Origin of the sequence: Methylorubrum sp. GM97 (assembly GCF_024347855.1) — a bacterium.
GTDB classification, from domain to species: Bacteria; Pseudomonadota; Alphaproteobacteria; order Rhizobiales; family Beijerinckiaceae; genus Methylobacterium; species Methylobacterium extorquens.
On record NZ_AP025942.1, the window covers coordinates 3969194 to 3993512 of the forward strand.

Genomic DNA, 24319 nt, shown 5'->3' on the forward strand with positions numbered 1-24319 from the left:
CGCTGGGTTTCCCGGAGGCCGTTTGGCTTGGGTCATGCGGCCAAGGCTTGCGCCTCGGCCTGGGCAAAGTAGCGCGCTTCGGCCTCGGCAGGAGGCACGTCGCCGATCGGCTCGAGCAGCCGACGCGTGTTGAACCAATCCACCCATTCGAGGGTGGCGAACTCGACTGCCTCGAAGGATCGCCACGGCCCACGGCGATGGATCACCTCGGCCTTGAACAGACCGTTGATCGTCTCGGCCAGGGCATTGTCGTAAGAGTCACCGATGCTGCCGACCGAGGGCTCGACCCCCGCCTCCGCCAGTCGCTCCGTGTAGCGAATGGACAGGTACTGGCTTCCTCTGTCGCTATGATGCACGAGGCCGCCGCCCTGCAGGGGCCGGCGTTCATGCAGAGCCTGCTCCAGGGCGTCGAGCACGAAGCTGGCATGGGCGGTCCGCGACGCCCGCCAGCCGACGATGCGACGAGCGAAGGCATCGATGACGAAGGCCACGTAGACAAAGCCGGCCCAGGTCGCGACGTAGGTGAAGTCGCTGACCCACAAGGCGTTCGGGCGCGGCGCCTTGAACTGGCGGTTCACCCGGTCGAGTGGACAGGCTGCGGCCGGATCAGGGATCGTCGTACGGATCTTCTTGCCCCGTACGACTCCGGCCAACCCCATGACCCGCATCAGTCGAGCCACCGTGCAACGGGCCACCACGCCCCCTTCCCGGCCGAGTTGCCGCCAGACCTTGCGCACGCCGTAGACACAGAAGTTCTCCTCGAACACGCGGTGGATCTCGACCATCAGCGCCGCGTCCGAGCGAGCCCGGCTTGGCAGCCTGCCGGGATCGGCCCGCCGCGCGGCATGAGCGTGGTACATCGACGGGGCGATCGGCAGAACCTTGCAGATCGGCTCGACCCCGTAGGCGGCGCGGTGGTCGTCGATGGAGGCGATCATATCCGCGACCGGCGGTCGAGCTCCGCCAAGGCAAAATACGCGCTGGCCTTCCTCAGGATCTCGTTGGCCTGACGCAGTTCGCGGTTCTCGCGCTCCAGTGCTTTGATCCGCTCGCGCTCGTCTGTTGTTGGGCCGGCCCGCTGACCTCGATCCCGCTCGGCTTGGCGCACCCAGTTGCGCAGCGTCTCGCCCGAGCAGCCGATTTTGGAAGCGATCGAGCGGATCGCCCCGTATTGCGAGCCGTGCTCGCCCTGGCGGTCAAAGACCATCCGCACCGCGCGCTCGCGGACTTCAGGCGAAAAGGGTGTGCTGCGCTTCGTCATGGCTCCATCCTCTCAAGAGTGGGAGCCTCCGGGAAACCCGGCGCGGTTCATGGCTCCTGTTTGGAGGTCGCCAGGATCAGCGGCGCATGCGCCTCAATGCGCTTCTAGGTGTGATCGCCGCCCATCGGCTTGGGCGCGACATGGCCCTCTTGCTGCGAGCGCTGCGACCAGCGGCTGGCGCTCGACACGCTGACCCCGAAACGAGCTGCCGCTCGGTGGCACGAGGCACCTGCCGCCACGGCAGCCACGACACGCTCGCGTAAGTCAACGGACAGAGGTGAAGGCATCGGCATACTCCTTCACCCGTCAACGCGCCACCCGCTCACCCGTCGCAATCAGCCCGGGACCGGCTCCAGCTCGACTCTGGCCGATTTAGCGGCTTGGTATAGAGCGTAAGCCGAGGGGCGAGGCAGGATGAAGCGCCGTTTCGGTCTGTTGTGCTGAAGGCGGACAGCACAGAAGCCTGCTCGCGCTAGAGCGCGTAGCGCACTGCCTCAAGGCTGTCGACGAAGGTCGGCTTCGGTGTGGCGTACCATGTCGCCGCCGTAAGCCGAGTGCGCTCGCGTGTCGGCAGACGGTTGGTGAGCAGTGATACGATTGAGAACAGTTCCAGTATGCAGGGAGTGGTGCGGGCGATGGCCTCGTTCGACCATAGCCGCTGCGTTTCCACACCGAGGTGAGCTCGCGTCTTTTGGAAGGTGACCTCAGCACTCCAGCGCCGCACGAGCCAGGACACGATCTGCACTGGCTCGCCCTCGAGATCTGTGCAGATAGGGCCTGCGGTGCGAAGCGGTCCTTGGGATCGCGCACCAGTACCCAGAGGATCGGCAGACCGCCGTGCCGCCACACTGCGCTCCCGGAGGCGATCTCAAGGGTGTGCTCGTCCGCTCCATACCGGCCGGGCATAACGGTCGCTTGCCAGCTGGTGTTCTCATCCGTGAGCATGTCGGACAGGCTTGGCAGCCGAGCGCAGTTGGTACGTGGGCGCCGATCGTGCCGGGCGGCCATGTTGCTGCAGACTCGTAGAGTACCGCGTCGAGCCGCAGGCGGGTGATCGCCGTGATGCGGGCGAGGCGCATTGCGTCGAGGAACAGCAGTGCGGACAAGCCGCTGTCGCTGACCATGACGAGATCGCGTGTGCGCAGCCGACGGCGGGCCTGAAGAGTGAGTTGGAGGCTAATATCGAGCAGCGGCTTGTGCCGGCGCTCACGCTCCCGACAGGCGCGTTCGGAAGGGACGAGAGCGGTGAGGAACGGCAGGGCCCCGCGACGGGAAAGACTATCGCGACGTCGAGTGGCTAGACCTTGTTGCGCCTCGAGATGCCAACCGCCCGGATCAGGCCACGCTCGCTTAGCGCTTGCCGGAACGGGGCGGAACTCCCGTAGCCGGCATCGGTCAGCACAACGCCGAGGCGCGCCCCCGGCCGATCTCGCAGAAGGCGATTTCCGCCACGACCGCCTGGTCGTCGATCTGCCACGGCGCTCCGCTGCGAAGCGTGTCCACCAGTCCCTAAAGGCGATGGCGAGCACGCGTTGCCGCCGCGTGATGACGCTCTACCGGCTGATCCCCAGCTATACGGCGATCACCCGGTTCGTCGCTTCCGGGTCGGCATCGGCCTTCAGCACGACTTCCGCCCGCTTCGTCGCCTGACCCGCCCCACGCCATATGACCAAACGCGGCAGCGCAGAAAGCTTTGCCGGCGTTAGCACGACGACAGCCGACCTCGGTCCACGAGCCATCGGCGTTTCTCATCAGGGATACCGGAGCCTGCACTCCACACTCGCCGCATGTCCGACTCCTTCAGTCCCGGCTGATCCTCTCAATCAGCCCGGTCCAAAGCCAGCCGGTCAGGTCAATCGTGGACGGGCTCCTAGCGGATTACGGCAGCGAGACGCAGCCGCCGAATTGAACATACTGACCAGACGCAGTCATGAGGCTGCCGGCAATTGGGATCATGGCGACGCTGTTATCGCCGTTCACCGCGACGCCAAACAGACGGTTTCTGGTGGACGTGTTCGCACCCGTCAGCGAGCCGCCCATGCTGCCAGCCGCAAAACCCGTCGGCAGGAAGACGTTAAACAGGGTCTGGGCGTCCGAGTAGCTGATCTGCGCGTAACCGTTCAGGCAGAGGTTCTTCCCCTCGACCCGATAGCGGCTCAGCCGATCCCCGACCGTCACCCCAGATCCGTCTACGATGGAGATGTTGGCGGTGTAGGGCGTCCAATCGTCAGCAAGCGAACCCGGCGCCGCCAAAATGTTGGCGGTCATGTTGCCCCTAGCGCGCTGGGATGTAGCAGCCCCGAGGCTGATATCGGAGATGTCAGGCGAAGCGGGAAGTTGCACATCGTAGGCCTGCGAGCCGATACCCTCGATGCCGCGCGCCGACCGTGCCAGCCGACGAGGATGCGCTGACCCGCGCCGTCATTGCCCTGGCGTCCGAGTACGGGCGCTATGGCTTACCACCGCGTCACCGCGCTGCTGCAGGCAGGCGGCTGGCAGGTCGGCAAGGATCGGGTTCAACGCATCTGGCGTCGCGAGGGGCTGAAGGTCCCCAGCCGACATAGACGCAGGGTAGCGCAACCACAGCTTGCTTGATTGGCCTCAGTAGCGGTGGCAAAAGATGGGATCCTTCAGTTCTTGCCTTTCTTCTCCATCATATGTCTTGCAACGCGCTCAGCAAGCTAGATATGTCTCGAAGCGGGTCTCTCCCAAGACTTGCGGGGATGATACTCTCCTTTGACGGAGATGCTAGATGAACCAAGGTAGATAATTAGGCAAAATAAGCTTCAAAAACGCGTAGAAACACGAGATGAATAATATTTTAAAAAACGCAATTCCAAACATTATTGGCTCAAATCGGCCCTTAGATGTAAAAATTTTTCTAAATTCAGCACGTATTCCTAGCGAAATAGCGTTTATGGAATCGTATTTATTGCCTGGTCTTTCGGCTTGTGGCGATAATGTAGAAGTCATCAAAGGTGACTACGAGCCATGCGACATCGCCGTGATTCTTTTTTCGCCTCGACAAGGAGATTGTGCAACTCTGCGCTTCAAGAGAAGAATTAGGTATCTTCATCCTACCAATCTTCTAATTTGTGAGATGCCTGTACTGAGAGGTGGTGAGAAGTTATATACGAGGTTTGGATTCGATCATGTGCACCGCCTCGGTCGATTTTCGAACTGTATGTTCGACCGAAACCGATTTGAAAAAATTGGACGTAAAATCGAGCCCTGGAGGAAGGATGGCCGAAATATTGTTATTGCTAGCCAAGTGCAAGGAGACTATTCTTTGGATGGCATCGATATTGATGAATGGGTCAAATGCGTAGTTGAGTATGCGTCTGCAAATCATGGCAGACCAATAGTTGTCAGGCCTCATCCGCTTGATTTAGAATTCGAAAATAGACACACATTTGAGAAAAACATTGTAATTTCGAGAAATTCCCTCGAATACGACATCCATCAGGCTGCGGCTTGGGTGTCGTATACCAGTGGTTCTTCAGTCGATGCGGTGCTCGCAGGAGTGACAAGCATTGCGTTGAGCCGCAACAATTTGGCATGGGATGTTTCTATGCATCGAATGGACTGTATCGGAACATTTTTTGCGCCGGATCGAACAGATTGGTGCAATATGATCGCTCACCTTCAGTGGGATAGAGATGAAATTCTATCTGGCTTGGCATGGAGTAGCCTTCGCTCCCATATCCAATTCTGAACCGCTACATCGTCAGTGATGTAATCAGGTTTTCGCCCAGGGACGGCGGGCTATCGAACAAGTCTACGTCGCGGCTTAACACACCGACGACCGTCAGCGGGACGCAGTACGCCTCTGGGGCCTATCGGAAAGTGCGCGCCGAGCATAGATTGATCGGCTCGAGGGGGTTTCCCGGCAATCCCTAAGAAAATCCATGGGCGATTGCTGAGACAAGGCGTTCCTCAGTGACGACTATGACCTCGGGTGCGTGCATCTGTCCGGCCTATCGGTGAAGCGATTACCCCCATCACCCTCATGAATTCCTCATTTTACGCTCTCGTAACGAAGGCGACCTCGCAGGCCGTGTCGGAGATCAGGATCGGAAGTTGCGGCTCACGCCATGTTGCCATGGTTGGTCACCCTGATGCATCGCCACTCGCGCAGCGATCCCGCTGCGGGCCGAGGCCGGTGCGAATTTAGCGCTGCTGCAGCGCGTGATCGCGGCGCTGCTGGGCCAATGATCTCGGTACCGTCCGGCTTGCGCACCTGGCTGGCCACCGGACACACCGACATGCGCAAGAGCTTCGACGGGCTGGCCGCGCTCGTGCAGGACCGTCTGGCCCGCGATCCGTTCTCTGGGCAGGCCTTCGTGTTCCGCGGACGGCAGGGGCACCTGGTCAACGTGCTGCGGTGGGACGGTCAGGATTTTTGCCTATTCGCCAAGCCCCTGGAGAAGGGCCGCTTCGTCTGGCCGGCCACCGCCGGGGCCGCGACCGCGCTGACGCTGGCCCAGTTCGCCATACTGCTGGAAGGCATCGACTGGCGCGCGCCGCTGCGCAACGACCGGCCGAGAATTACGGGCTGAGGAAGACTCCCGAGGTGGCAGCGTCCGGGATTGAGGATGTGGCGAGCGCCCTCGGCAAGGCTTAAGCTGTCGGCGTGGCTCTTGATCCTGCCTTGCTGCCCAACAACGTCGATGCGCTCAAGCGTCTGATCGTCGGCATGGCGCCGAGGCGGTCCATGCCGATACCCTGATCGAGACGCTGCGCTTCGGACTCGCCCGTCTGAAGCGGGCGCGGTTCGGCGCCTCTTCCGAGAAGCTCGACGAGCGCGTGGAGCAACTCGAATTGGCCATCGAGATGCTGGAGACTGATGCGGCTGAGCGCTTGGGTGCCGAGGCGGTGGAGGTGCGCGCCTCAGGCTGGCCGGCGGGCCTTGCCCGAACACCCGCCGCGCGAGAGCGTGGTCCATGCCGGTCCCTGCACCCGCCTGGTCAACGGCGCGGCGCTGCGCTGGATCGGTGAGGACGTGATCGAGAGCCTCGATTACGTGCCGGGTCGGTTCAAGATCGTGTGCCATGTGCGCGAGGCCTTCGCCTTCTGCTCCTACGAGCAGGTGGTGCAGACGCCCGCGCCACCACACCGTTCCCCGTAGACGGGCCGGTCCCGGACTGCTCGCTTACATCGCGGTGGCAAAGTTCGACGACCACCTGCCGCTCTACCGCGAGGCTGAGATCTATGCCCGTGACGGCCCACAAGGTGGCGGGTGTGCGTAAGGCCATCGAGGCCGCCGGGGCGAGGCTGCTCTAACTCCCGCCTACAGCGGGACGTCAATCCGTGTATGGATGGCTCCTGCGGGTCAAGGATGTCGGATCGGTTTGGACGAACTGGTCGGCTGCGGCCATACAGCCCGCTCGTGCTGGTCTGAACGCCCTGCTCGGCCAGGGCGTCGCGCAACTCGCCGAGGCAAGCGTTCGGGCCGGGCCTCGTCGAGGGAGAGGATCAGATCCGCATGCGCCTCGATCGCCGGCAGGCGATCGTCGCCGTGTGTCGGTTTGGGGGCGACGTGACCCTGCTGCGCAAACAGCTGCGACCAGCGGCTGGCGCTCGACACGCTCACCCCGAACCGCGCCGCCGCCCAATGGAAGGAAGCGCCCCCGGCCACGGCCGCTACGACGCGTTCGCGCAGATCGACAGACAACGGTGAAGGCATCGCTGGCTCCTTCACCGGCCAACGCTCGAGCCACCGTCCTGTCGCAACACCGCCGGGCACGGCTCTAAGTGTTCGGTCCCGCTGTGTGGTGATACAACTGATGCCGCATGGAGGGACGCGCTATGGGACAAGTTCTCCACGGCAGCGCCACGACGACTGAGACGGTCCGTCGGGCAATCCAAGCTCGTCAAGAGAGCGTGAGGGCCGCTGCCAAGCGCTACGGCATCAGCCCCACGACGGTGCAGAAGTGGCGCTCACGCCAGACCAGCACGGATGCACGGATGGGGCCGAAGGAGCCCCGCTCCAGCGTGCTCAGCCTGGAGGACGAGGCGGTCATCGTCGCCTTCCGGCGGCACACCCTGCTGCCGCTCGACGACTGCCTCTACGCGCTGCAGCCGAGCCTGCCGCATCTGACCCGCTCGTCACTCCACCGCTGCCTGCAGCGTCACGGCATCAGCCGCCTGCCGGATGTGGACGGCGACAAGCCTAAGCGGTCGCGCTTCAAGGCCTACCCGATCGGCTACTTTCACATCGACATCGCACAGGTCAGCACCGAACAGGGCAAGCTGCACCTGTTCGTGGCCATCGATCGCACGAGCAAGTTCGCATTCGTTCAACTGCACGGACGAGCAACTCAACGGATCGCGGCAGCCTTTCTACACGATCTGGTCGCCGCCGTGCCGTACACGATCCACACGGTGCTGACGGATAATGGCATCCAGTTCACCGACATCCATCCGGTGGACGAGGAGGCCGAGGCTAAGGCGGCAGCTTATTGGGCCGAACGCGACGAGCCACGCATCTACCGCTGGCACTCGTTCGAGTGGGCCTGCGAGCAGACCAAGATCGAGCATCGCCTGACCAAGCCGCGCTGCCCGTGGACGAATGGCCAAGTCGAGCGGATGAACCGCACCATCAAGGACGCCACGGTCAAGCGCTACCATTACACCAGCCATGACGAGTTGCGGCAGCACCTGCAGCTGTTCGTGGATGCCTACAACTACGGCCGCCGGCTCAAGACCCTGCGCGGCCTCACACCTTATGAGTTCATCTGCCAGACCTGGACGAAAGAGCCCGAACGCTTCAGGCTCGATCCGTCACACCACATGCCGGGACCGAACATCTAGTAGCGTGATCCGTCCCTGAGGACAGCAAAGATCGTTCTTGCCATGCGATGCGCCAACGCGATGGCGGCGACTTTCGTCTTCTTTCGGGTTAGCATGACTGACAGCCAGTCCTGTCTCAGACCGCATCTCCGTCTCAGCATAATCTGCGACATGGCTCTCAGATAAAGCAGCCGACGAATATACCGGCTGCCCATCTTCGAGATCCTTCTGATCCTCTGTTTGCCGCCGGTGGAATGCGGTTTGGGGGGCAGGCCGAGCCATGCGGCGTGGTCCCTCGCGCAGTCGAAGTTGCTGACGTCCTGCGTCGTTGCTGCGATGAACGTTGCCGACGCCCGGGATCGTCACCGGACGCTGGCTCGTCTCGATTTGGGAGAGGGGTTGCTTCGATCTCGAGCGTCAACCACTGGATCCGCGCGTCGGTATCGACCAACTGCTCGAAGAGCAGGCTGACGGGCAATCGGGCCGCTTCCGGCAGTTGATGCACTTGCGTCCTCAACCGATCGACTCAGCAGATCATCGGCCGTCCCATCGTCAAGCACGCAGACATCATGAGTTGCCCACCAAAACCCTTACACGTCTGATTACCCAAGGATCCTCGGGCGACACGAATGCGCTAGCTATACAACTGCACCGTAGGAACGAACAATGGCATGGCAGTTGCTTGGACTCTTCCCAGGAGGCGATTTTGTCACAAGATAAAAATGGGTCTGCAAAGCGAATCGATCGACTCCTAGCCGCAACGTACGTTTGGTTTCAGGATCAAGAACAGCGTACGAATCGTTCGGCAAATTACTATCTAACATTGATGCAAAATCATCGCGATCTCTGAAGCCCCCGGGCAACAGAATCGCCTCGAATCCTTCATTTTGGTCATTCGCATTTTCAATCTCAACAAACAATAAAGAGGCCCTAATACCACGTCCAGGAAGGGAAATCCTAGCTACCGTCAGTGATTCCTTAACTGGATGGACTAGAACTCCGTTATAGTCTGGACTGAATGAGACTGGATCACCCCAGGGCTCCTCTGCAATTGGCAGGATGCGCTGAAAGGGAGTCTTTATATCCGCTTGGACACGAAAGATTGATCCCGGGATCTTCATGTCAGTCGACGATACTGGCAATCCCATTGCCGCTCCGAATGGCACCTCCGAACGAGCAAAGAGACTAAAATTCGTGGAAATCCACTGCGGATTTGTTGTGATAGCAGTATCAAAATCAGTCTTACAATAAATGTCGGGCAAGACACAAATTGCAGCACCAGATAGGGCCATCTTAAAAAAAAGCGACTCTACTGCAAATTCCCGCTCTTCCGGTGAAAACTGCACTTTAACAGTTGCGTTAGACCGAATAGTAAATAGCCGACCAACAGGACTCTTTCCGGCGAGTCCACTCACAATGTGTTCGCCTGCAACCACACGCGGCCAAATCACAATGCCATTTCGATTATCGGCAATTCCTTCATTGGCCGCTACGATGGTAAGTTCGGCCTTTGAAGATAGAGCTCGCGCAGCGACATCAAGGTACAGAGGGTCGACGACATCGGATGCATGCGATATCGTTACTAGATCAGACTCAGCAGCACATAACTTCCGCCAAATCGGATCGAAATAGTTATCACCGTATGGTGAGGTAACGACCTGATATGAAATATTGCTACCGCTCAAAGCAACTTCAATTTCCTGGGCATTCCCGTGGCTTCCCACAAAAACGACAATCTTATTGACGCTAGACCGCAAACAGAGATCAACCGCGCGAACAACTTGATCCGAAGATACGACGTTCAATAAATAAAACTCATGGCTCAGGCGTCGATAAGTTAAATACTCATTTTTAGATACTCCACCAAACTGCGTCCAGTACGGCTTAGAAGCCTCCGTAACTCTGTGGCACGAAGGTTGCCATTTTAATGCCCGCCTCATAGCAACAGCTAGACTGGCAGGATCAGAGTCGAAATGAAGGCAGTTCACCTCGTCAACCCAGCCCTCCTCTTCTGAAAACGCGAGACAATCCCGCCTAAGCAGCAATCTACGTTTCATTAAAGCTGTTTCGTAAGCAAATAAACAATAGCTTTCATAGTCCGACGGAATAACAATGATTGCGCCAGCGAGTAGAGCTTGCCTAGACGCGCCTTGCAGACCAAAGCAAAACTTAATTCTCTCTCTATGTCGCTCGGGAATGATTGCAATTAACGATGCAATATAGTTATCGTCCCACCCATATGAAACGATTAGTGCCTCGCTGTCATCGTCTGGGTACTGGTCGTAGTATAGACAAGCTGCTCTGAGGAACATATCCGGACGTTTGAAAGGCTGTAACCGCGATGAGAAAACAAATCGCTTTATAGGCTCCTCGTCATCGTTAAGCTCGAACTCATCGAGTAGAATAGGAGGCGTCTCGATGATTGCTTTGTTTCGCCAATCCTCGGTAAATTTGTAAAAATTGAGATTAAATTCAAGTATCGACTTCTGATGTGCAATTATCCTATCCGCATAGGCCAGTGCAAACCGCTCCAAATCAACCATTGCACCTCCATAGCCGGAGGGATGATGATAAAATCGTTCGGTAGATACAATTACGCCATAACTCGAGTGCAGTCGGACGCAAATTTCCGTGTTGACAAATGCAAGCCCTGCTCGCTTTGCTTCTATCGAAATGGCTCCCCACCCTCCATAATCGGGGAACTCGATCAGATCAAAAACGACTCCTGAGCGCTCAAGTCGAAGCAGTGAAACGAAGTACTGATAGGACACCCGGTACGGATGCAAGTAATCCCAACTTTGCTTAATGCTTGGGGCGATTGCACGGCCTAGTCGTGTCAACTCAAGATCGTCTTCATTGCAAAAATGGCATTCCACTTCGTACTGAGCACAGAACTCCTGAATCTCAACGCTTTTATCGTTTAACTCCTCAGATATAAGCAGGTGCAATGCGACAGGTACTTCCAATTCTGAATTTTGTTTGATCCAATTATACATAAGGCGCCCGATGCCACCGGGCGCGAAAGGATACAGTTCATTCGTTACTAAGCAAACCGACTTTTTTTTCCCATTATTGTTCGGCGTGCATTGATAAGCGCTTCGATCGGTGGTCACTTCAAACTCCTATATGCCTACGAAATCAGCCAACCTATCGATCGCTAATCCATTCCGGAATTCTACATACCCTTTCAGAAGGGCATCGAAATTTTCCGGGTCGCCTCTACGAGTCGTGATAAGTGCTTCTACTTGCTTAGTAATATGGGCTGGATTGTCAACAATTTCTACTTCTGTCATCTTTGTCAAAGGATGATCATTAAGTTCCTCAATACCAAGTCGGCCAGTCATACATGGTGTTCCGACAGCCAGAGCCTCCAATTGGGTCATAGGCTGACATTCCGCTAACGTGCAATTCATTACAACAGAGGCGTCTGCCATGCGCTCTAACAATTGACGTCCCCGTTGAAATCCAATAGTGCGGCATTTCTGTAAGTCACGTATATTGCCTAGCCCCGATGGGTCATTTACTGTAAGAACTTCCGAAATCATATCTGTGTCTAGCGCTGCCAGAATATTGGTATAAAGATTTTTTCGGATAGTATTTTCCAATGGCACAAAAGCATAACCTGGATCGGCCGACGAATGTCGATACATACCGCGCAAGGCTGGAGTACAATTAATGATGAGCTTAGGCCAGTACTGACTAATCACTGAGTTGAAATTTGGTTTTACGCTTGCGATTTTCCTCACTATTTTGTCTTGCAAAGCTTTTAGGATATATTTCTGCATTTCAACTTCAAAGTAGTTTTCAAATTGAGTGCTTGTTAGATGGCTTATGACATGTAGATTTATATTACTTTTAAAATTAGCATTCATTGCTCGAATAGCAAGATCCGCATTCAGGCTGTAGCCCTGACAAATGACATGCTTGATATTATTTTCATAAATAAATCCTATTAGCCTTCGGAGGGTATCTCCATCAAGGTTTCGATCGGCGGTGATACCGATCTTGTGTCCCGGAAGACACGAAGTAGCGCTTCTAATACCATGCCACTCTAAATGAAACAAATGCGCGACATGCCGGAAGCGCATGTCGACATGAGCATTAGTTGTCTCACGAGGGGCATCAAGGCTTAAGACTTCATATTGCATGACTTTAGTTAGTCCCCCCTTTAATCCGAGTATATTCCAGCAGTATCTTTTCTATCAGCGCCGGTGGTGCCGAGAGATGCTCCAGTCCGATTTCAGTTAGTGCAAAAGGATTTGGAAGATTACCTCTTCCGGCACCGATCTTTATGAAATGCTCGAGCGGGTCAACATTGTGAACCGAGTACTTTCCCGCATAAAACCTTCCGTGGAACCGAGAATTGCAATCCTCTCTATCTCGTACAGGCTTACTATAATAACTAGACAACGGATCGATGAGTTCATCTCCACTTCGATTTGATTGCATGTTATAGAATTCGGGATCAAAGTATCCTGAGAATGCTAATGGGACGATCCTTCTTAAAGTTCGCCAGTTTTTTAGATAGTGCGCAACTGGTGGCGAGGTGCATACTGCGCTCACAGTGCGATCAGATGCCGCTACATTGGCCAGATATGCTCGGTATATTTCGTTGTCGAATAATGTATTTGGAGACAGTGAGCCGAAAGGTGCTGCAAACAATGCGGTGAGAGGATTCAGGCTGGAGAGGTCTGCCTGACTGTCGCGAACAAGCGAGACCTGTTCTACGATGTGCGACGGATTTACGAGCGGGTGCGGCGCATATCCGAGTTGCACTCCATATTCGAAGTAGTCTCTTATCGGCGACATATCCGTAGCCGGAATGCCTCGACTTGAAAGATAGTACTGCTCATCGAACAAGAAGACACTGGGATCTAGACTAATCGACTTGTTATCAATTATTTCCCTTTTTGCCTCACGATAAAGAATTTCACTGATCGCAATATCGGCATCGACTACGGCGGCCAAAAAATCCCTCACGCTGTCAACTGCAGCCGAGCTAGTAGATTGAACGGCATGAATTGCATTGCGGGTGAATTCTCTCATAGAAAAGCGCATCCTTACAGAGTTTAGTTTGTTGCCGTGTATTTAGCGTCCGTAGATATCATTTATGCGAATGATGTCGTCCTCGCCCGTATAGGAGCCGACCTGCACCTCGATCAGTTCGAGCGGGATCTTCCCGGGATTGGTCAGCCGGTGCATCGAGCCGATCGGCAGGTAGACCGCCTCGTTCTCGTGCACGAGCACGATCGAATCGTTCAGCGTCACCTCGGCCGTGCCCTTCACCACCACCCAGTGTTCGGCCCGGTGGAAATGCTTCTGCAGCGAGAGCCGCCCGCCCGGCGTCACCATGATCCGCTTTACCTGGAAGCGCTCGCCGATATCGATGCGCTGATACCAGCCCCAGGGGCGGTACATCCGGCGATGAGCATCCGCCTCCGGATGCGCCTTCTCGCGCAGTACGGTCACGAGATCCTTGACCTTGCCCGATTTCGCCTTGGACGCGACAAGCACCGCGTCGGGGGTCGCGACCACCACGACGTCGTCGAGCCCGACCACCGTGGTCAGCCCGTCGCCCTCGCTGTGGACGAGGCTGCCCGTGGTCTCCACCAGTTCGACGCGGCCGCGCACGGCGTTGCCCTGGGCGTCGCGCTCCAGCACCTGCCACACCGCGTCCCAGGTGCCGACATCCGACCACGCGAAGGAGACGGCGAGCACACCGGCCCGCGTCGTACGCTCCATCACCGCGTAATCGATCGAGGTCTTCGGCGCCCGCGCGAAGGACTCGGCCTGGAGCCGAACGAAGTCGAGATCGGTGGCAGCGTTCCCGAGCGCGCCGCGGGCGGCTTCCAGCACCTCCGGTGCGTGCGCTTCCAGCTCGGCGATCATCACGTCGGCGCGGAACAGGAAGTAGCCCGAGTTCCACAGGGCGCCCTCCCCGATCAGGCGCTCGGCGCCGGCCGCGTCCGGCTTCTCGACGAAGCGCTCGACCCGGTGCAGGCCCGGCGCGTCGGGAAGCGCGCCGCCGGTGCGGATGTAGCCGTACTCTGTCGCCGGCCGGGTCGGGGTGATGCCCAGCGTCATGATCTGGCCGAGCCGGGCGCCCAAGGCCGCCTCTTGCGCGGCGCGTGCGAAGGCGGCGGCGTCCTCGATCACATGGTCGGCGGCCATCACCAGCACCACCGTCTCCGGCCCGCGCCGCGCGCCGTGGAGCGCGGCCACCGCGACGGCCGCCGCGGAGTCGCGCCGCTCGGGTTCGAGTAGGATGTCGGCACTGATGCCCGCCTGGGCGAGCTGCTCGGCGACGATGAAGCGCGACTCGGCCGAGGCGATGACCGTCGGCCTCGCGAACACGGTCTCGTCGGCGACGCGGCGGACGGTGGCCTGGAAGGTCGAGGTCGCGGGATCGATCAGCGGCGTGAACTGCTTCGGCATGCTCTCGCGCGAGGCCGGCCACAGCCGCGTGCCCGAGCCACCGCACAGGATCACGGGTAAAACGCTTTCGCTCGGCTCGGACATGCGCTTCACTAACCATTACAAGCGGACGGTGCGGTAGTGGCATCGTCTAGGTACACGAGCATGTTTGGGTCAAGACCGAACCTGTCCCCTGAGGCACGCAACTGACTTAGATGTTCGGTCCCGGCATGTGGTGTGACGGATCGAGCCTGAAGCGTTCGGGCTCTTTCGTCCAGGTCTGGCAGATGAACTCATAAGGTGTGAGGCCGCGCAGGGTCTTGAGCCGGCGGCCGTAGTTGTAGGCATCCACGAACAGCTGCAGGTGCTGCCGCAACTCGTCATGGCTGGTGTAATGGTAGCGCTTGACCGTGGCGTCCTTGATGGTGCGGTTCATCCGCTCGACTTGGCCATTCGTCCACGGGCAGCGCGGCTTGGTCAGGCGATGCTCGATCTTGGTCTGCTCGCAGGCCCACTCGAACGAGTGCCAGCGGTAGATGCGTGGCTCGTCGCGTTCGGCCCAATAAGCTGCCGCCTTAGCCTCGGCCTCCTCGTCCACCGGATGGATGTCGGTGAACTGGATGCCATTATCCGTCAGCACCGTGTGGATCGTGTACGGCACGGCGGCGACCAGATCGTGTAGAAAGGCTGCCGCGATCCGTTGAGTTGCTCGTCCGTGCAGTTGAACGAATGCGAACTTGCTCGTGCGATCGATGGCCACGAACAGGTGCAGCTTGCCCTGTTCGGTGCTGACCTGTGCGATGTCGATGTGAAAGTAGCCGATCGGGTAGGCCTTGAAGCGCGACCGCTTAGGCTTGTCGCCGTCCACATCCGGCAGGCGGCTGATGCCGTGACGCTGCAGGCAGCGGTGGAGTGACGAGCGGGTCAGATGCGGCAGGCTCGGCTGCAGCGCGTAGAGGCAGTCGTCGAGCGGCAGCAGGGTGTGCCGCCGGAAGGCGACGATGACCGCCTCGTCCTCCAGGCTGAGCACGCTGGAGCGGGGCTCCTTCGGCCCCATCCGTGCATCCGTGCTGGTCTGGCGTGAGCGCCACTTCTGCACCGTCGTGGGGCTGATGCCGTAGCGCTTGGCAGCGGCCCTCACGCTCTCTTGACGAGCTTGGATTGCCCGACGGACCGTCTCAGTCGTCGTGGCGCTGCCGTGGAGAACTTGTCCCATAGCGCGTCCCTCCATGCGGCATCAGTTGTATCACCACACAGCGGGACCGAACACTTAGAGCCGTTCCCGCTTACGTAGCGACGGCCAAGTCGTTGTCGTAGCCGGCGGCGGCGAGGCTGTTGCGGCACTCGTCTGGGGTGAAGCGGGTGAAGGCGTGCCGGATGGCGTCCCAGAGGTCAGCCACGGTGCGGGCGGCTGCGCTCCGCAGCAGAGCTTTCAGCTTTGCGAAGATCTGTTCGATCGGGTTGAACTCGGGGCTGTAGGGCGGAAGGTAGAGCAGCCGCGCGCCGGCCGCCTCGACCCGCTCGCGGATGCCGCTGACCTTGTGAGCTTGCAGGTTGTCGAGGATCACGATGTCGCCGGGCCGCAGCACCGGGACGAGGCGGTTGGCGACGTAGTCGCGAAAGCGCTGGCCATTGGTGGCGCCATCCGCGAGGTCGAAGGCGCACAGGCCGGTGGTGCGCAGAGCGGCGGTGACGCTGCGGCGCCCATCACATGGGCCGCGCCCTGGCAGAGCAAGGCCACACCGTCCGGCTGATGTCGCCGGAGTACGTGCGCCCCTACGTCAAGGCGCAGAAGAACGACGACCGCGACGCCGAGGCCATCGCCGAGGCGGCCACACGCCCGACGATGCGCTTCGTGGCACTCAAGTCCGAGGCGCAGCTCGACGTGCAGACCCTGCACCGGGTCCGCGACCAACTCGTGGGCGAGCGCACGGCGCTGACCAACCAGATCCGTTCCGTCCTGCTGGAGCGTGGCCACGTCGTGGCGCAGGGGCGCGCCAAGCTCACCGCTTGCCTGGCCGCGTTGCTGGACACAGACGCGGGCGCGTCGCTCACACCGCGCATGCGCACCCTCATGGCCGAGGTGCGCGAACGCTGGCAGGATCTCGACCAGCGCATCGCCGCGCTCGACGCCGAGTTCGCTGAGCAGGCCCGCATCAACGAGGACGCTCGTCGGCTGACCACGATCCCGGGCATCGGCGCACTCAACGCGACCGCGCTGGTGGCGGCCATCGGCGACGTGGCCAGCTTCGCCCGCGGGCGCGATCTAGCGGCTTGGCTTGGTCTCGTACCGCGGCAGGTGACGACCGGCGGGAAGCCTCGGCTCGTCGGCATCACCAAGCGCGGCAGCAAGTACCTGCGCAAGACGCTGGTCCAGGGTGCCCGCGCCGCGCTGCCCTCGCTGCGCCAGAGCGACACCCATCTCGGGCAGTGGCTGCGCGGGCTGCTGGCGCGGTCGCACGTCAACACGGCGGTGGTCGCCCTGGCGGCCAAGATGGCGCGCATCGTCTGGGCGCTGCTGCGCCACGGGTGGGTCTACGAGCCGGCGGCCGTGGCCGCCTGATCCGAGTTCGGCCGGCGCGGACGCGCCGGCCTTTCGATGTCTGCGGGCGGTGAGAGGAAGATGGCCTGACAGTCGACCGGTGTTCTGGAAGCCTCTCCGCAAAAATGGCACTCGACGCCGACCCCTTTATGAGGCCCAGGACGCGCGGATCTCCATCTTGGCCAACGGCGCTGCCGGAAGGCCGGATACGTTTATGCAGACTGCACAGACCAGCGGATCCGAGCCACTTGCGGACGGGGCGGGCCATACGTTTTACGGGTGATCGCATGGCGAGCGAAGAAGCGTGACAGCCCGCTCGTGCTGGTCTGAACGCCCTGCTCGGCCAGGGCGTCGCGCAACTCGCCGAGGCAAGCGTTCGGGCCGGGCTTCGTCGAGGGAGAGGATCAGATCCGCATGCGCCTCGATCGCCGGCAGGCGATCGTCGCCGTGTGTCGGTTTGGGGGCGACGTGACCCTGCTGCGCAAACAGCTGCGACCAGCGGCTGGCGCTCGACACGCTCACCCCGAACCGCGCCGCCGCCCAATGGAAGGAAGCGCCCTCTGTCACGGCCGCCACGACGCGCTCGCGCAGATCGACAGACAACGGTGAAGGCATCGCTGGCTCCTTCACCGGCCAACGCTCGAGCCACCGTCCTGTCGCAACACCGCCGGGCACGGCTCTAAGGCTGTTATGAACCGGCCGCGAGTAGAGCGGCCATTTTTGAGCATGAGGCAGACGAAAGCGACGAGGTGCAGGTCGGCCAGCATGTTGGCATATCGCTCGTAGTCTTTGACGAGCCGGCGGAGGCGGGTAGCCCAGCCGAAGGTGCGCTCGACATGCGCCGATCCCGACCCGGACCGGGACTGAGTCGGAAGGCTGCCAAACGCTCAATACGTTCGGCTTGATGACCGGCAAGGGAGCGGGGCGCGCCTTCGAGAACCGAGTGACCGAACTCATCGAGGCTCGTCCGACCGTCGCCGCCATTGTCGAGCCGCTTCTGGCAGCGTGGCGGGCTGTGCGTGACCAGATCGGTGTCCTGGATCGACGGCTCATCGCTCTGGCCAAAGGGGATGCCACTTGTCGTCTGCTGATGACCTGTCCGGGCGTCGGGGTCATCGTCGCCACGAGCTTCGCAGCCGCCATCGAGGCGCCCGAGCACTTCCGCCACTCGTGGTCCGTCGGCGCCTATCTCGGGCTGACGCCAGCACGCCATCAATCCGGTGAAGTCGATCGCACGGGTGGGATCTCACGACGCGGCGAACGCCTGATGAGAACCTACCTGTTCGAGGCTGCAGCCAGTCTGCTGGTACGCGTACGAGAGGACTCGGCCCTCAAGACCTGGGGGCGTGCTCTGGTCGAGCGCCTGGGGTTCAAGCATGCCGCCGTCGCGCTGGCGCGCAAGCTCGCCGTGGTGCTGCACGCGATGTGGCGGGCGAGGACGCCGTTCCAGCCGTGGCCGGTAGCCACCGCATGAGGTACGGGCGGACAGCGCGCATGCGAGCCATTCATCGAGATCCGCCAGTGTAAGGCGGGCAGAGGCGTCCCCGCCGGGACGCGAGCAGGGTCAGCCCGGTTGGGTCTTGCGGCCGGTGCCGAATCGGACCGCGCGCTCGACATGGCGAGCCCCGCTTCGAGACGCATTGTGCGGCGGTCGGATGGACCGACCGCGGAAACAACTACGATCCGGCGGTGACCGCTCTCGTCCGACTTGACGCCTGCAACGCGATCAAACAACAACGACCTAACGTCGGGGCAGCAGCACGAAGCCGCGCTTGACCCCGGGCAGCTTCACGACCTCCAGTCCGATGCCGTGCTTGCGTGCGGCCGCAGCGAGCTTCTCGCCTGTGTAACCCTGATCTAAGGCACTTTCGACGTGATCGTCAGTGGTCGCCTGCACGGCCTTGGCCAGATGCTCGACCTGAACCGGTCCTCGGCGTTGGTCGGCGTGACGTGCAGGGCCAGGAGATGGCCGAGCGTGTCGACCGCCATGTGCAGCTTCGAGCCCTGCTTGCGCTTGGCCCCGTCATAGCCCGCCCGGTCGCCGCTCTCGGGCATCGCCCGCAGCGTCCGGCTGTCGAGGATGGCCACTGAGGGCGCGATCTTGCGTCCGGCCGCCAGGCGCAGCACGGCGCCAAGGTTTTCGGCCAGTTGCTCAAAGCAGCCGGACGCCAGCCAGCGTTGCGCCTGCTGGTAGACCGCCGCCCACGGCGGCAGGTCGTGGGGCATCTAGCGCCACGAGGCGCCTGTCTTCACCACGTAGCGCAACCCGTTGAACACCTCCGGCAACGGGTGCGCGCGCTGGCCCGCATCCTCGCGCACCAGGGTCAGATACGGGGCGGCCAAGGCCCATTCGTCGTCGGACACATCGGACGGGTAGGCTTTCCGCGGCAGGCTCATGACTCATCATCTGAGCCTCACACCTCAAAGGTCCGTAACAGCCTCTTGTGGTCTGAGTTGGAAGTTCGTTGGCAGAAGCGTTTGATGCTGGCGAGGATGGCGTCGGCTGACTTGGTCCAGACGAACGGCTTCGGCTCGGCGTTGGTCTGGTCGATGTAGGCGTGGATGGCGGCTTCAAGATCGCCCGTGGTCTCGAACACGCCGCGTTGAAGCTGGCGCCGCGTCAGCAGCGCGAACCAGCCTTCGACGAGGTTGAGCCAAGAGGCCGAGGTCGGCGTGAAGTGCAGGTGCCAGCGCGGACGCTTCAGCAGCCAGTCGTGGATGAGCTTGGTCTTGTGTGTGGCCGCGTTGTCGAGAACCAGGTGCACATCGAGATCCTTCGGCACATCGGCCTCGACCTGATCGAGAAAGGCGCGGAACTCGATGGAGCGATGACGCCGTGCGCAATGGCCGATGACGCGACCGGCCTGTACGTCGAGCGCCGCGAACAGGTCGGTCGTACCAGCCCGTCGGTAGTCGTGGGTCTGGCGCTCGGGCTGGCCGGGGCGCATCGGCATCACCGGCGCGGTGCCGGTCAGCGCCTGGATCTGCGGCTTCTCATCGACACACAGCACCACGGCGCGGTGCGGTGGGGCCATGTAGAGGCCGACGACATCCCGGACCTTGTCGACGAAAGCCGGGTCGGTCGACAGTTTGAAGGCCTCGATCTTGTGCGGCTGCAGCCCGAAGGCACGCCAGATCCGCGAGACCATGGTCTGGCTCATGCCGACCCGCCGGGCCATGGCGCGTGTCGACCAGTGGGTGGCGTTCTCCGGCTGGCTCTCCAGGGTGCGCGTGATCATCTGTTCGATCTCGGTATCCGCGACCTGGCGCGGAGCGCCGGACCGGGGCAGGTCGACGAGACCGTCGAGGCGGTGCGCCAGGAAACGGGCGCGCCATGTCGTGACGCTCATGCGGCTGACGCCGAGCGCACGAGCGATGCCGCTGTTGGTCGAACCCGGCTCAGCGCAGGCCAGCACGATGCGCGCACGCTGGGCGAGAGCCTGGCCGACATTGCGACGGCGCACCAGGCCTTGCAGCCGCGTGCGCTCATCCCCGGTCAGATCAAGGTGCGCTGGCTTGGGACCACGGGCCATCGTAGCGACCTCCTCGTAGAAGGCCGCCACATGGTGCTCGCGCGACAAAACCGCAAGGAAACTTCCAACTCAGACCACTAGCACTAACTGGGCACTTTAAAGGTTGTCGGGCGTTCTGCTAAAGCCAGCCGCCAGTCGCTCGTCTCCCTCACCCTGGCGCGGGACGAGGTGCCCGTGCCGGTGGGCCTGCGCCTATTCCTGCCGGAGGACTGGACTGCTGACCCAGCGCGGTGCGCGCTGGCCGGCGTGCCCGAGGCGGCGACCGCCCCGCAGAGCAAGGGCCAGATCGCGCTCACCGAACTCGACCGCCTGCGAGCCGAGAGCGTGCGCTTCGGCATAGTGCTGACCGACGCCGGCTACGGCTGTAGCGCCGCGTTCCGGCATGGCCACGACGCGCGCGGGCTGGCCTGGGCAGTGGGCATCGCCAAGGACCAGAAGGTCTATGATCCCGACGTGCGGCTCGTGCCCCCGGGCGTGCGGGCCCGCAAACCCGTGCCGGATCAGGAGCCGCGGGAGGCCGAGGCGGTTCTGGCTAAGCTGCCTTGGCGGCGTGTGACGTGGCGGCAGGGCACGAAGAGTGCGCTCTCGGCCCGCTTCGCCATGACCCGCATGCGGGTGGGCGACGGCCCGGTCTGGGCCAACAACCGCCATCTGCCGGGCGGCGAGGTCTGGCTGGTGGGCGAGTGGCGCGCCTCGGGCGAGCGCAAGTACTACCTGTCCAACCTGCCGCTCCGCACGACCCGGCGCGTCCCAGCCGGCACAATCAAGGCCCGCTGGATCTGCGAGCAGGCCCACCAGCAGATGAAGGAGGAGCTCGGGCTCGACCACTTCGAGGGGCGCTCCTGGACCGGGCTGCACCGGCACGCGCTGATGAGGTGCAACGCCTGTGCCTACCAGCAGCATCTGCGTTTGGTCGCGCCCGACCGGACGGATCGGGGAAAAAGGTGGCCGGCCTACCGGGGCCGCCGCCGTCTCCGAGCCTGCCAGCCGTGCGTCAGGCCATCATCGGGCGGTTGTTCGTGGCGCTTATCCCGCCCGTGCAATGTCCGCACTGTCGGTATCGCTTCCGGCTGCTGTCTGACCTCAAAGTGCCCAGGTAGTGATAGGGACCTGCTGATCGGCCATGACCACCCAGGGCGGCGCGCTGCGCACAGCATGGCTTAGTGCGCCGCCCCCGAACCGTCGAGCCATCTTCCTGATGTGCTACGGGCCGGCCTTCAAAGTCAGGCGCTACGCCAAGGCCCTGCGACGCCTCGACATCCGCCACAAGCGCACACGACTGTCGAGGAAGATGAGAGTGTCCGGGTCGAATTCGTCTTGAGCTTCGAACCAATCCTCGCTCTCGGCCCTCACGTCCGACCGCTGCTGCTGCTCGGCGGTGTAAATCGTGTTTTTTTTGCGCAATGCCGTGGCACCGGAAGAAGCGCAACAGGCCACTTTTGCTGGTGGTAATGCCGCGCTCGGCCAGCAGAGCACGCACTTCCCGCCAGGGTGAGCGTCGGCTGCTCTGCCCGCAGGCTCAGGATCAGGTCGGCCTGCGCCTCGAGGTGCTGCGAGCGCCATTCGCCGCCCTGCGGCTTGTCCGCGACCCGGCCATCGCGCTCGAAGCTCTCCTGCCAGCGAATGGCGCTGGCGGAGCTGTCCCCGAAACGCTCGGCAGCTTGACGGCGCGAGGCGCCCTCGGCCACCGCCTACACAACGCGCCTCCGCAGATCCGACGATAACCGTGCCGCCATCCCCCCTCCTGCCGAAGATCAGCAGGGAATCAGGTCGCGCCGCAGGACCGAACCCATGACGACTCCTCGCGATCGGCAACAGCTCTTGCCCGTCGAAGACCCAAATTTTTAAGGCCGCGCAGTCTAGCATCGAGCTGGCCATACGGGGCTAGCCCTATCAGGCAACAGGCACTATCAACACTCCTTGCCAGAAGGCTCCTCGTCCGAAAACACCGATCATGCGTTGCCAGATTGTGCTGGCGCAAAGTGGGTACCGCGATGCAATTCACAGGTTTCGAAATACTCAAAAAGCTTAGCAGGCCGATTCCGGGGAGCTTGATACAAGTCGGAGCCCACAATGCTGAAGAGGTAAGCGCGTATAGAGCGTATGGGGTAGAATCAGCGATTCTTATCGACCCACTCGACAACTGCATAGCTAGCATTAAAGCAGCCGTCGCCGATAGTCCATCATACATTCCAGTTCAAGCTGTTTGCTCTAATACTTGCGGAAAAGAGATAAAATTCCACGTAGCCTCGAATTGGGGCGCGTCGTCAAGCATTTTACCCCCTGCCAACCACATCAATGCTCATCCGGAGGTTAGTTTTGATCAATCTATTGCGCTAACTACAACAACCGTTGACAAGATTGTTGCAGATGTACGTTTGGAGTATGGACTGAACAGGCCCTTTGAATTCATATTTTTAGACTGTCAGGGGGCAGAACTTATGGTACTTCAAGGTGCACAGTCAGCTCTAACTGAGGCAAAATATGTATATACAGAAGTTTCTCATGGCGGCCTATACGAAGGAGACGTCAGCTTTTTCGACATGCTGAGTTTCATGCGAGTATGGGGTTTCGATTTATACGATTTGGAGATGAATAGTAAGAAGTATGGAGATGCGCTGTTTATCAAGCGCGATATTTGATTTGCGAAGGAGGAAAGCTTGTCTAACGATGTTTTTGTGATTCCGCTGGGCGGGCTAGGGAACAGATTGCTAGCTGTGCTGTCTGGAATCCAGTTGGCACGCAGACGCGGCGGCGAATGTTACGTATCTTGGATAGCTGATGATGAATGCTATTGCCAATTCGGCGATCTGTTTGAAAAAAACTTGACGATCGAGCGGAGTCAGCTTGATAACATCCCCTCTATAGATCGCAGCTTTTCCGCTTATGAAGGTCGCCAGAGCGGAAGTGCGCTCGTCGAGATGCCTAAGCGTGGCGATGTTGTAGTATTTTCTAATACTGTCTTTTTGGATGATGATCAGATTCGCCACAGATTTAGACACGAAGGTCACCAACTCGCCACTTTTGCCAGCGATCTTGATGCCCTTGGGGTACTATCAAATATTAAATTTAGTGTTGATCAATATGCACATACGGTACCGTCCCTGAAGAACAGTGTCGGCATCCATATCAGGCGAGGCTACCGAGACGACAAGTTTAACACAAGCTGGCTCGACACGATCAGCCTTGAATTTTATAGAAAGATTGCGACAGCCTCAGCAAACGCCGGGCATGCTATTCATGTGTGCTCTGACGACGAGAAAGTCGTCAGCTTATTCAAGGAAGAGTTTGGGGCCTCCTCCTTCCCTGTTGAAAGTCGGGAGAAAGGCACCGATGTAAGAGCGGTACAAGACGCCTTGAGAGACATGCTAGCAATGTCAAGATGCAAGTACATTGTAAGCCTGTATGGCAGCACTTTTGGATACCTTTCAGCCATTCTCGGCCATTCCTCTCTCATTTGCATCAAAGGCCATGTATCCACTGGCATGGAGTTAGATGCAGCCATCAATTTTGGGCAGTATGATAAATCTGGGCGTGCTTTAGTGGAAAAACACAAAATTATTATCAGCTGAATCTCATCCTACTATTCCGCCGGCGTGAATCATCTTGCGATATGGCGTAAGGTGCACATGGCAGCCTTGACCGCGTTTCGGCGAGGCCTTCCCTTCCGGCCCTTCTACGAGCAGCTTACTCAACGGGGTCGGACCAACAAAAGCCCGCTTGTTGCGTCGATGCGGAAACTCCCGGTGACACTCAACAAGATTGCCCACGATTGAC

The 24319-nt window shown here is 60.1% G+C and carries 19 protein-coding genes, 13 pseudogenes and 1 other annotated feature; of the genes and pseudogenes, 14 read left to right on the forward strand and 18 right to left on the reverse strand.

Annotated features, from left to right (window positions below):
• Positions 1 to 32: 32 nt before the first annotated feature.
• The 4 genes and pseudogenes from MSPGM_RS18570 to MSPGM_RS18585 form a co-directional block, all read right to left on the reverse strand.
• A protein-coding gene (locus MSPGM_RS18570; RefSeq protein ID WP_261925845.1) for an IS3 family transposase occupies positions 33 to 1261 on the reverse strand; the annotation gives its coding sequence in 2 pieces (ribosomal slippage) (positions 33 to 973 and positions 973 to 1261; 1230 coding nt in all).
• Positions 864 to 980: a sequence feature (AL1L pseudoknot), on the reverse strand. It overlaps the preceding gene by 117 nt.
• 107 nt (positions 1262 to 1368) lie before the next feature.
• Positions 1369 to 1548: pseudogene (locus tag MSPGM_RS18575) on the reverse strand (helix-turn-helix domain-containing protein); the annotation flags it as partial.
• A gap of 185 nt (positions 1549 to 1733) precedes the next feature.
• Entirely contained in the window at positions 1734 to 2006 is a 273-nt protein-coding gene (locus MSPGM_RS18580) for a hypothetical protein (protein ID WP_261925846.1), read from the reverse strand.
• A 555-nt stretch (positions 2007 to 2561) separates the two neighbouring features.
• Positions 2562 to 2681, reverse strand: a pseudogene (locus MSPGM_RS18585) (transposase); the annotation flags it as partial.
• A 98-nt stretch (positions 2682 to 2779) separates the two neighbouring features.
• Between MSPGM_RS18585 and MSPGM_RS18590 the strand changes: the two are divergent.
• Positions 2780 to 2911 carry a hypothetical protein gene (locus MSPGM_RS18590; protein ID WP_261925847.1) on the forward strand — a complete coding sequence of 44 codons (132 nt, stop codon included), beginning with the start codon at positions 2780 to 2782 and terminating at the stop codon, positions 2909 to 2911.
• A gap of 228 nt (positions 2912 to 3139) precedes the next feature.
• On the opposite strand, the gene MSPGM_RS18595 is transcribed toward MSPGM_RS18590, so the two are convergent.
• The gene (locus MSPGM_RS18595; protein WP_261925848.1) at positions 3140 to 3529 is read right to left on the reverse strand and encodes a hypothetical protein; all 390 of its coding nucleotides are present in this window, start codon (positions 3527 to 3529) and stop codon (positions 3140 to 3142) included.
• Between the two features lie 110 nt (positions 3530 to 3639).
• Between MSPGM_RS18595 and MSPGM_RS18600 the strand changes: the two are divergent.
• The 6 genes and pseudogenes from MSPGM_RS18600 to MSPGM_RS18620 form a co-directional block, all read left to right on the forward strand.
• Positions 3640 to 3832: pseudogene (locus tag MSPGM_RS18600) on the forward strand (IS3 family transposase); the annotation flags it as partial.
• 238 nt (positions 3833 to 4070) lie between these two features.
• On the forward strand, positions 4071 to 4976 hold the full coding sequence (locus MSPGM_RS18605) for a hypothetical protein (RefSeq protein ID WP_261925849.1): 906 nt from the start codon (positions 4071 to 4073) through the stop codon (positions 4974 to 4976).
• 496 nt (positions 4977 to 5472) lie between these two features.
• On the forward strand, positions 5473 to 5820 hold the full coding sequence (gene tnpB, locus MSPGM_RS18610) for an IS66 family insertion sequence element accessory protein TnpB (protein WP_261925850.1): 348 nt from the start codon (positions 5473 to 5475) through the stop codon (positions 5818 to 5820).
• Between the two features lie 199 nt (positions 5821 to 6019).
• Positions 6020 to 6259, forward strand: a complete 240-nt coding sequence (locus tag MSPGM_RS25535; RefSeq protein WP_410007715.1) for a transposase domain-containing protein — start codon at positions 6020 to 6022, stop codon at positions 6257 to 6259.
• The gene (locus MSPGM_RS18615) at positions 6171 to 6389 is read left to right on the forward strand and encodes a hypothetical protein (RefSeq protein WP_261925851.1); all 219 of its coding nucleotides are present in this window, start codon (positions 6171 to 6173) and stop codon (positions 6387 to 6389) included. The genes MSPGM_RS25535 and MSPGM_RS18615 overlap by 89 nt, the downstream gene beginning before the upstream one ends.
• Positions 6313 to 6510 (forward strand): IS66 family transposase, encoded by a 198-nt coding sequence (locus MSPGM_RS18620; RefSeq protein ID WP_261926410.1) that lies wholly within the window; start codon positions 6313 to 6315, stop codon positions 6508 to 6510. Before MSPGM_RS18615 ends, MSPGM_RS18620 begins: the two co-directional genes overlap by 77 nt.
• A 130-nt stretch (positions 6511 to 6640) precedes the next feature.
• Here MSPGM_RS18620 and MSPGM_RS18625 read toward each other — a convergent pair.
• Positions 6641 to 6947, reverse strand: a pseudogene (locus MSPGM_RS18625) (helix-turn-helix domain-containing protein); the annotation flags it as partial.
• A gap of 122 nt (positions 6948 to 7069) precedes the next feature.
• Between MSPGM_RS18625 and MSPGM_RS18630 the strand changes: the two are divergent.
• The gene (locus MSPGM_RS18630) at positions 7070 to 8074 is read left to right on the forward strand and encodes an IS481 family transposase (RefSeq protein ID WP_261925852.1); all 1005 of its coding nucleotides are present in this window, start codon (positions 7070 to 7072) and stop codon (positions 8072 to 8074) included.
• Here the strand turns inward: MSPGM_RS18630 and MSPGM_RS18635 are convergent.
• The 7 genes and pseudogenes from MSPGM_RS18635 to MSPGM_RS18665 form a co-directional block, all read right to left on the reverse strand.
• A pseudogene (locus tag MSPGM_RS18635) lies at positions 8071 to 8579 on the reverse strand (transposase); the annotation flags it as partial. The gene MSPGM_RS18630 and the pseudogene MSPGM_RS18635 sit on opposite strands and share 4 nt — an antisense overlap.
• 112 nt (positions 8580 to 8691) lie before the next feature.
• Entirely contained in the window at positions 8692 to 11166 is a 2475-nt protein-coding gene (locus MSPGM_RS18640; RefSeq protein ID WP_261925853.1) for a glycosyltransferase, read from the reverse strand.
• Positions 11167 to 11175: 9 nt separating this feature from the next.
• Positions 11176 to 12201, reverse strand: coding sequence for a hypothetical protein (locus MSPGM_RS18645; RefSeq protein WP_261925854.1), 1026 nt, complete (start codon positions 12199 to 12201; stop codon positions 11176 to 11178).
• Between the two features lie 4 nt (positions 12202 to 12205).
• Entirely contained in the window at positions 12206 to 13099 is an 894-nt protein-coding gene (locus MSPGM_RS18650) for a hypothetical protein (RefSeq protein WP_261925855.1), read from the reverse strand.
• Positions 13100 to 13141: 42 nt separating this feature from the next.
• Complete coding sequence (locus tag MSPGM_RS18655) at positions 13142 to 14572, reverse strand: mannose-1-phosphate guanylyltransferase/mannose-6-phosphate isomerase (protein ID WP_261925856.1); 1431 nt, start codon at positions 14570 to 14572, stop codon at positions 13142 to 13144.
• 106 nt (positions 14573 to 14678) lie between these two features.
• On the reverse strand, positions 14679 to 15683 hold the full coding sequence (locus MSPGM_RS18660; protein WP_261925852.1) for an IS481 family transposase: 1005 nt from the start codon (positions 15681 to 15683) through the stop codon (positions 14679 to 14681).
• Positions 15684 to 15753: 70 nt separating this feature from the next.
• A pseudogene (locus MSPGM_RS18665) lies at positions 15754 to 16248 on the reverse strand (IS630 family transposase); the annotation flags it as partial.
• On the opposite strand from MSPGM_RS18665, the pseudogene MSPGM_RS18670 reads away from it, so the two are divergent.
• Positions 16164 to 17030: pseudogene (locus tag MSPGM_RS18670) on the forward strand (IS110 family transposase); the annotation flags it as partial. The pseudogenes MSPGM_RS18665 and MSPGM_RS18670 sit on opposite strands and share 85 nt — an antisense overlap.
• Before the next feature lie 251 nt (positions 17031 to 17281).
• Here MSPGM_RS18670 and MSPGM_RS18675 read toward each other — a convergent pair.
• Positions 17282 to 17624, reverse strand: a pseudogene (locus MSPGM_RS18675) (helix-turn-helix domain-containing protein); the annotation flags it as partial.
• Positions 17625 to 17728: 104 nt separating this feature from the next.
• Positions 17729 to 17845, reverse strand: a pseudogene (locus MSPGM_RS18680) (IS5/IS1182 family transposase); the annotation flags it as partial.
• Positions 17846 to 17895: 50 nt separating this feature from the next.
• Between MSPGM_RS18680 and MSPGM_RS18685 the strand changes: the two are divergent.
• Positions 17896 to 18483, forward strand: a pseudogene (locus MSPGM_RS18685) (IS110 family transposase); the annotation flags it as partial.
• Positions 18484 to 18753: 270 nt separating this feature from the next.
• Here the strand turns inward: MSPGM_RS18685 and MSPGM_RS18690 are convergent.
• A pseudogene (locus MSPGM_RS18690) lies at positions 18754 to 19406 on the reverse strand (IS5 family transposase); the annotation flags it as partial.
• Between the two features lie 17 nt (positions 19407 to 19423).
• Complete coding sequence (locus MSPGM_RS18695; RefSeq protein ID WP_261925857.1) at positions 19424 to 20572, reverse strand: IS630-like element ISMex18 family transposase; 1149 nt, start codon at positions 20570 to 20572, stop codon at positions 19424 to 19426.
• A gap of 90 nt (positions 20573 to 20662) precedes the next feature.
• Between MSPGM_RS18695 and MSPGM_RS18700 the strand changes: the two are divergent.
• A pseudogene (locus tag MSPGM_RS18700) lies at positions 20663 to 21623 on the forward strand (IS701 family transposase); the annotation flags it as partial.
• A 268-nt stretch (positions 21624 to 21891) separates the two neighbouring features.
• On the opposite strand, the gene MSPGM_RS18705 reads toward MSPGM_RS18700, so the two are convergent.
• Positions 21892 to 22230, reverse strand: a complete 339-nt coding sequence (locus tag MSPGM_RS18705; RefSeq protein ID WP_261925858.1) for a hypothetical protein — start codon at positions 22228 to 22230, stop codon at positions 21892 to 21894.
• Positions 22231 to 22536: 306 nt separating this feature from the next.
• Between MSPGM_RS18705 and MSPGM_RS18710 the strand changes: the two genes are divergently transcribed.
• The 3 genes and pseudogenes from MSPGM_RS18710 to MSPGM_RS18720 form a co-directional block, all read left to right on the forward strand.
• Positions 22537 to 23184: an FkbM family methyltransferase gene (locus MSPGM_RS18710; protein WP_261925859.1), complete on the forward strand. Its 648-nt coding sequence runs from the start codon at positions 22537 to 22539 to the stop codon at positions 23182 to 23184.
• A gap of 18 nt (positions 23185 to 23202) precedes the next feature.
• The gene (locus MSPGM_RS18715) at positions 23203 to 24114 is read left to right on the forward strand and encodes a hypothetical protein (protein WP_261925860.1); all 912 of its coding nucleotides are present in this window, start codon (positions 23203 to 23205) and stop codon (positions 24112 to 24114) included.
• Between the two features lie 51 nt (positions 24115 to 24165).
• Positions 24166 to 24318: pseudogene (locus MSPGM_RS18720) on the forward strand (IS110 family transposase); the annotation flags it as partial.
• Position 24319: the final 1 nt, after the last annotated feature.

Coding starts and splice junctions, on each gene's coding strand:
- MSPGM_RS18595 (WP_261925848.1), bottom strand. CDS start 3,529: ATGACCGCCAACATTTTGGCGGCGCCGGGTTCGCTTGCTGACGATTGG.
- MSPGM_RS18645 (WP_261925854.1), bottom strand. CDS start 12,201: ATGCAATATGAAGTCTTAAGCCTTGATGCCCCTCGTGAGACAACTAAT.
- MSPGM_RS18590 (WP_261925847.1), top strand. CDS start 2,780: ATGGCGAGCACGCGTTGCCGCCGCGTGATGACGCTCTACCGGCTGATC.
- MSPGM_RS18630 (WP_261925852.1), top strand. CDS start 7,070: ATGGGACAAGTTCTCCACGGCAGCGCCACGACGACTGAGACGGTCCGT.
- MSPGM_RS18620 (WP_261926410.1), top strand. CDS start 6,313: ATGTGCGCGAGGCCTTCGCCTTCTGCTCCTACGAGCAGGTGGTGCAGA.
- tnpB (WP_261925850.1), top strand. CDS start 5,473: ATGATCTCGGTACCGTCCGGCTTGCGCACCTGGCTGGCCACCGGACAC.
- MSPGM_RS18710 (WP_261925859.1), top strand. CDS start 22,537: ATGCAATTCACAGGTTTCGAAATACTCAAAAAGCTTAGCAGGCCGATT.
- MSPGM_RS18605 (WP_261925849.1), top strand. CDS start 4,071: ATGAATAATATTTTAAAAAACGCAATTCCAAACATTATTGGCTCAAAT.
- MSPGM_RS18655 (WP_261925856.1), bottom strand. CDS start 14,572: ATGTCCGAGCCGAGCGAAAGCGTTTTACCCGTGATCCTGTGCGGTGGC.
- MSPGM_RS18650 (WP_261925855.1), bottom strand. CDS start 13,099: ATGAGAGAATTCACCCGCAATGCAATTCATGCCGTTCAATCTACTAGC.
- MSPGM_RS18660 (WP_261925852.1), bottom strand. CDS start 15,683: ATGGGACAAGTTCTCCACGGCAGCGCCACGACGACTGAGACGGTCCGT.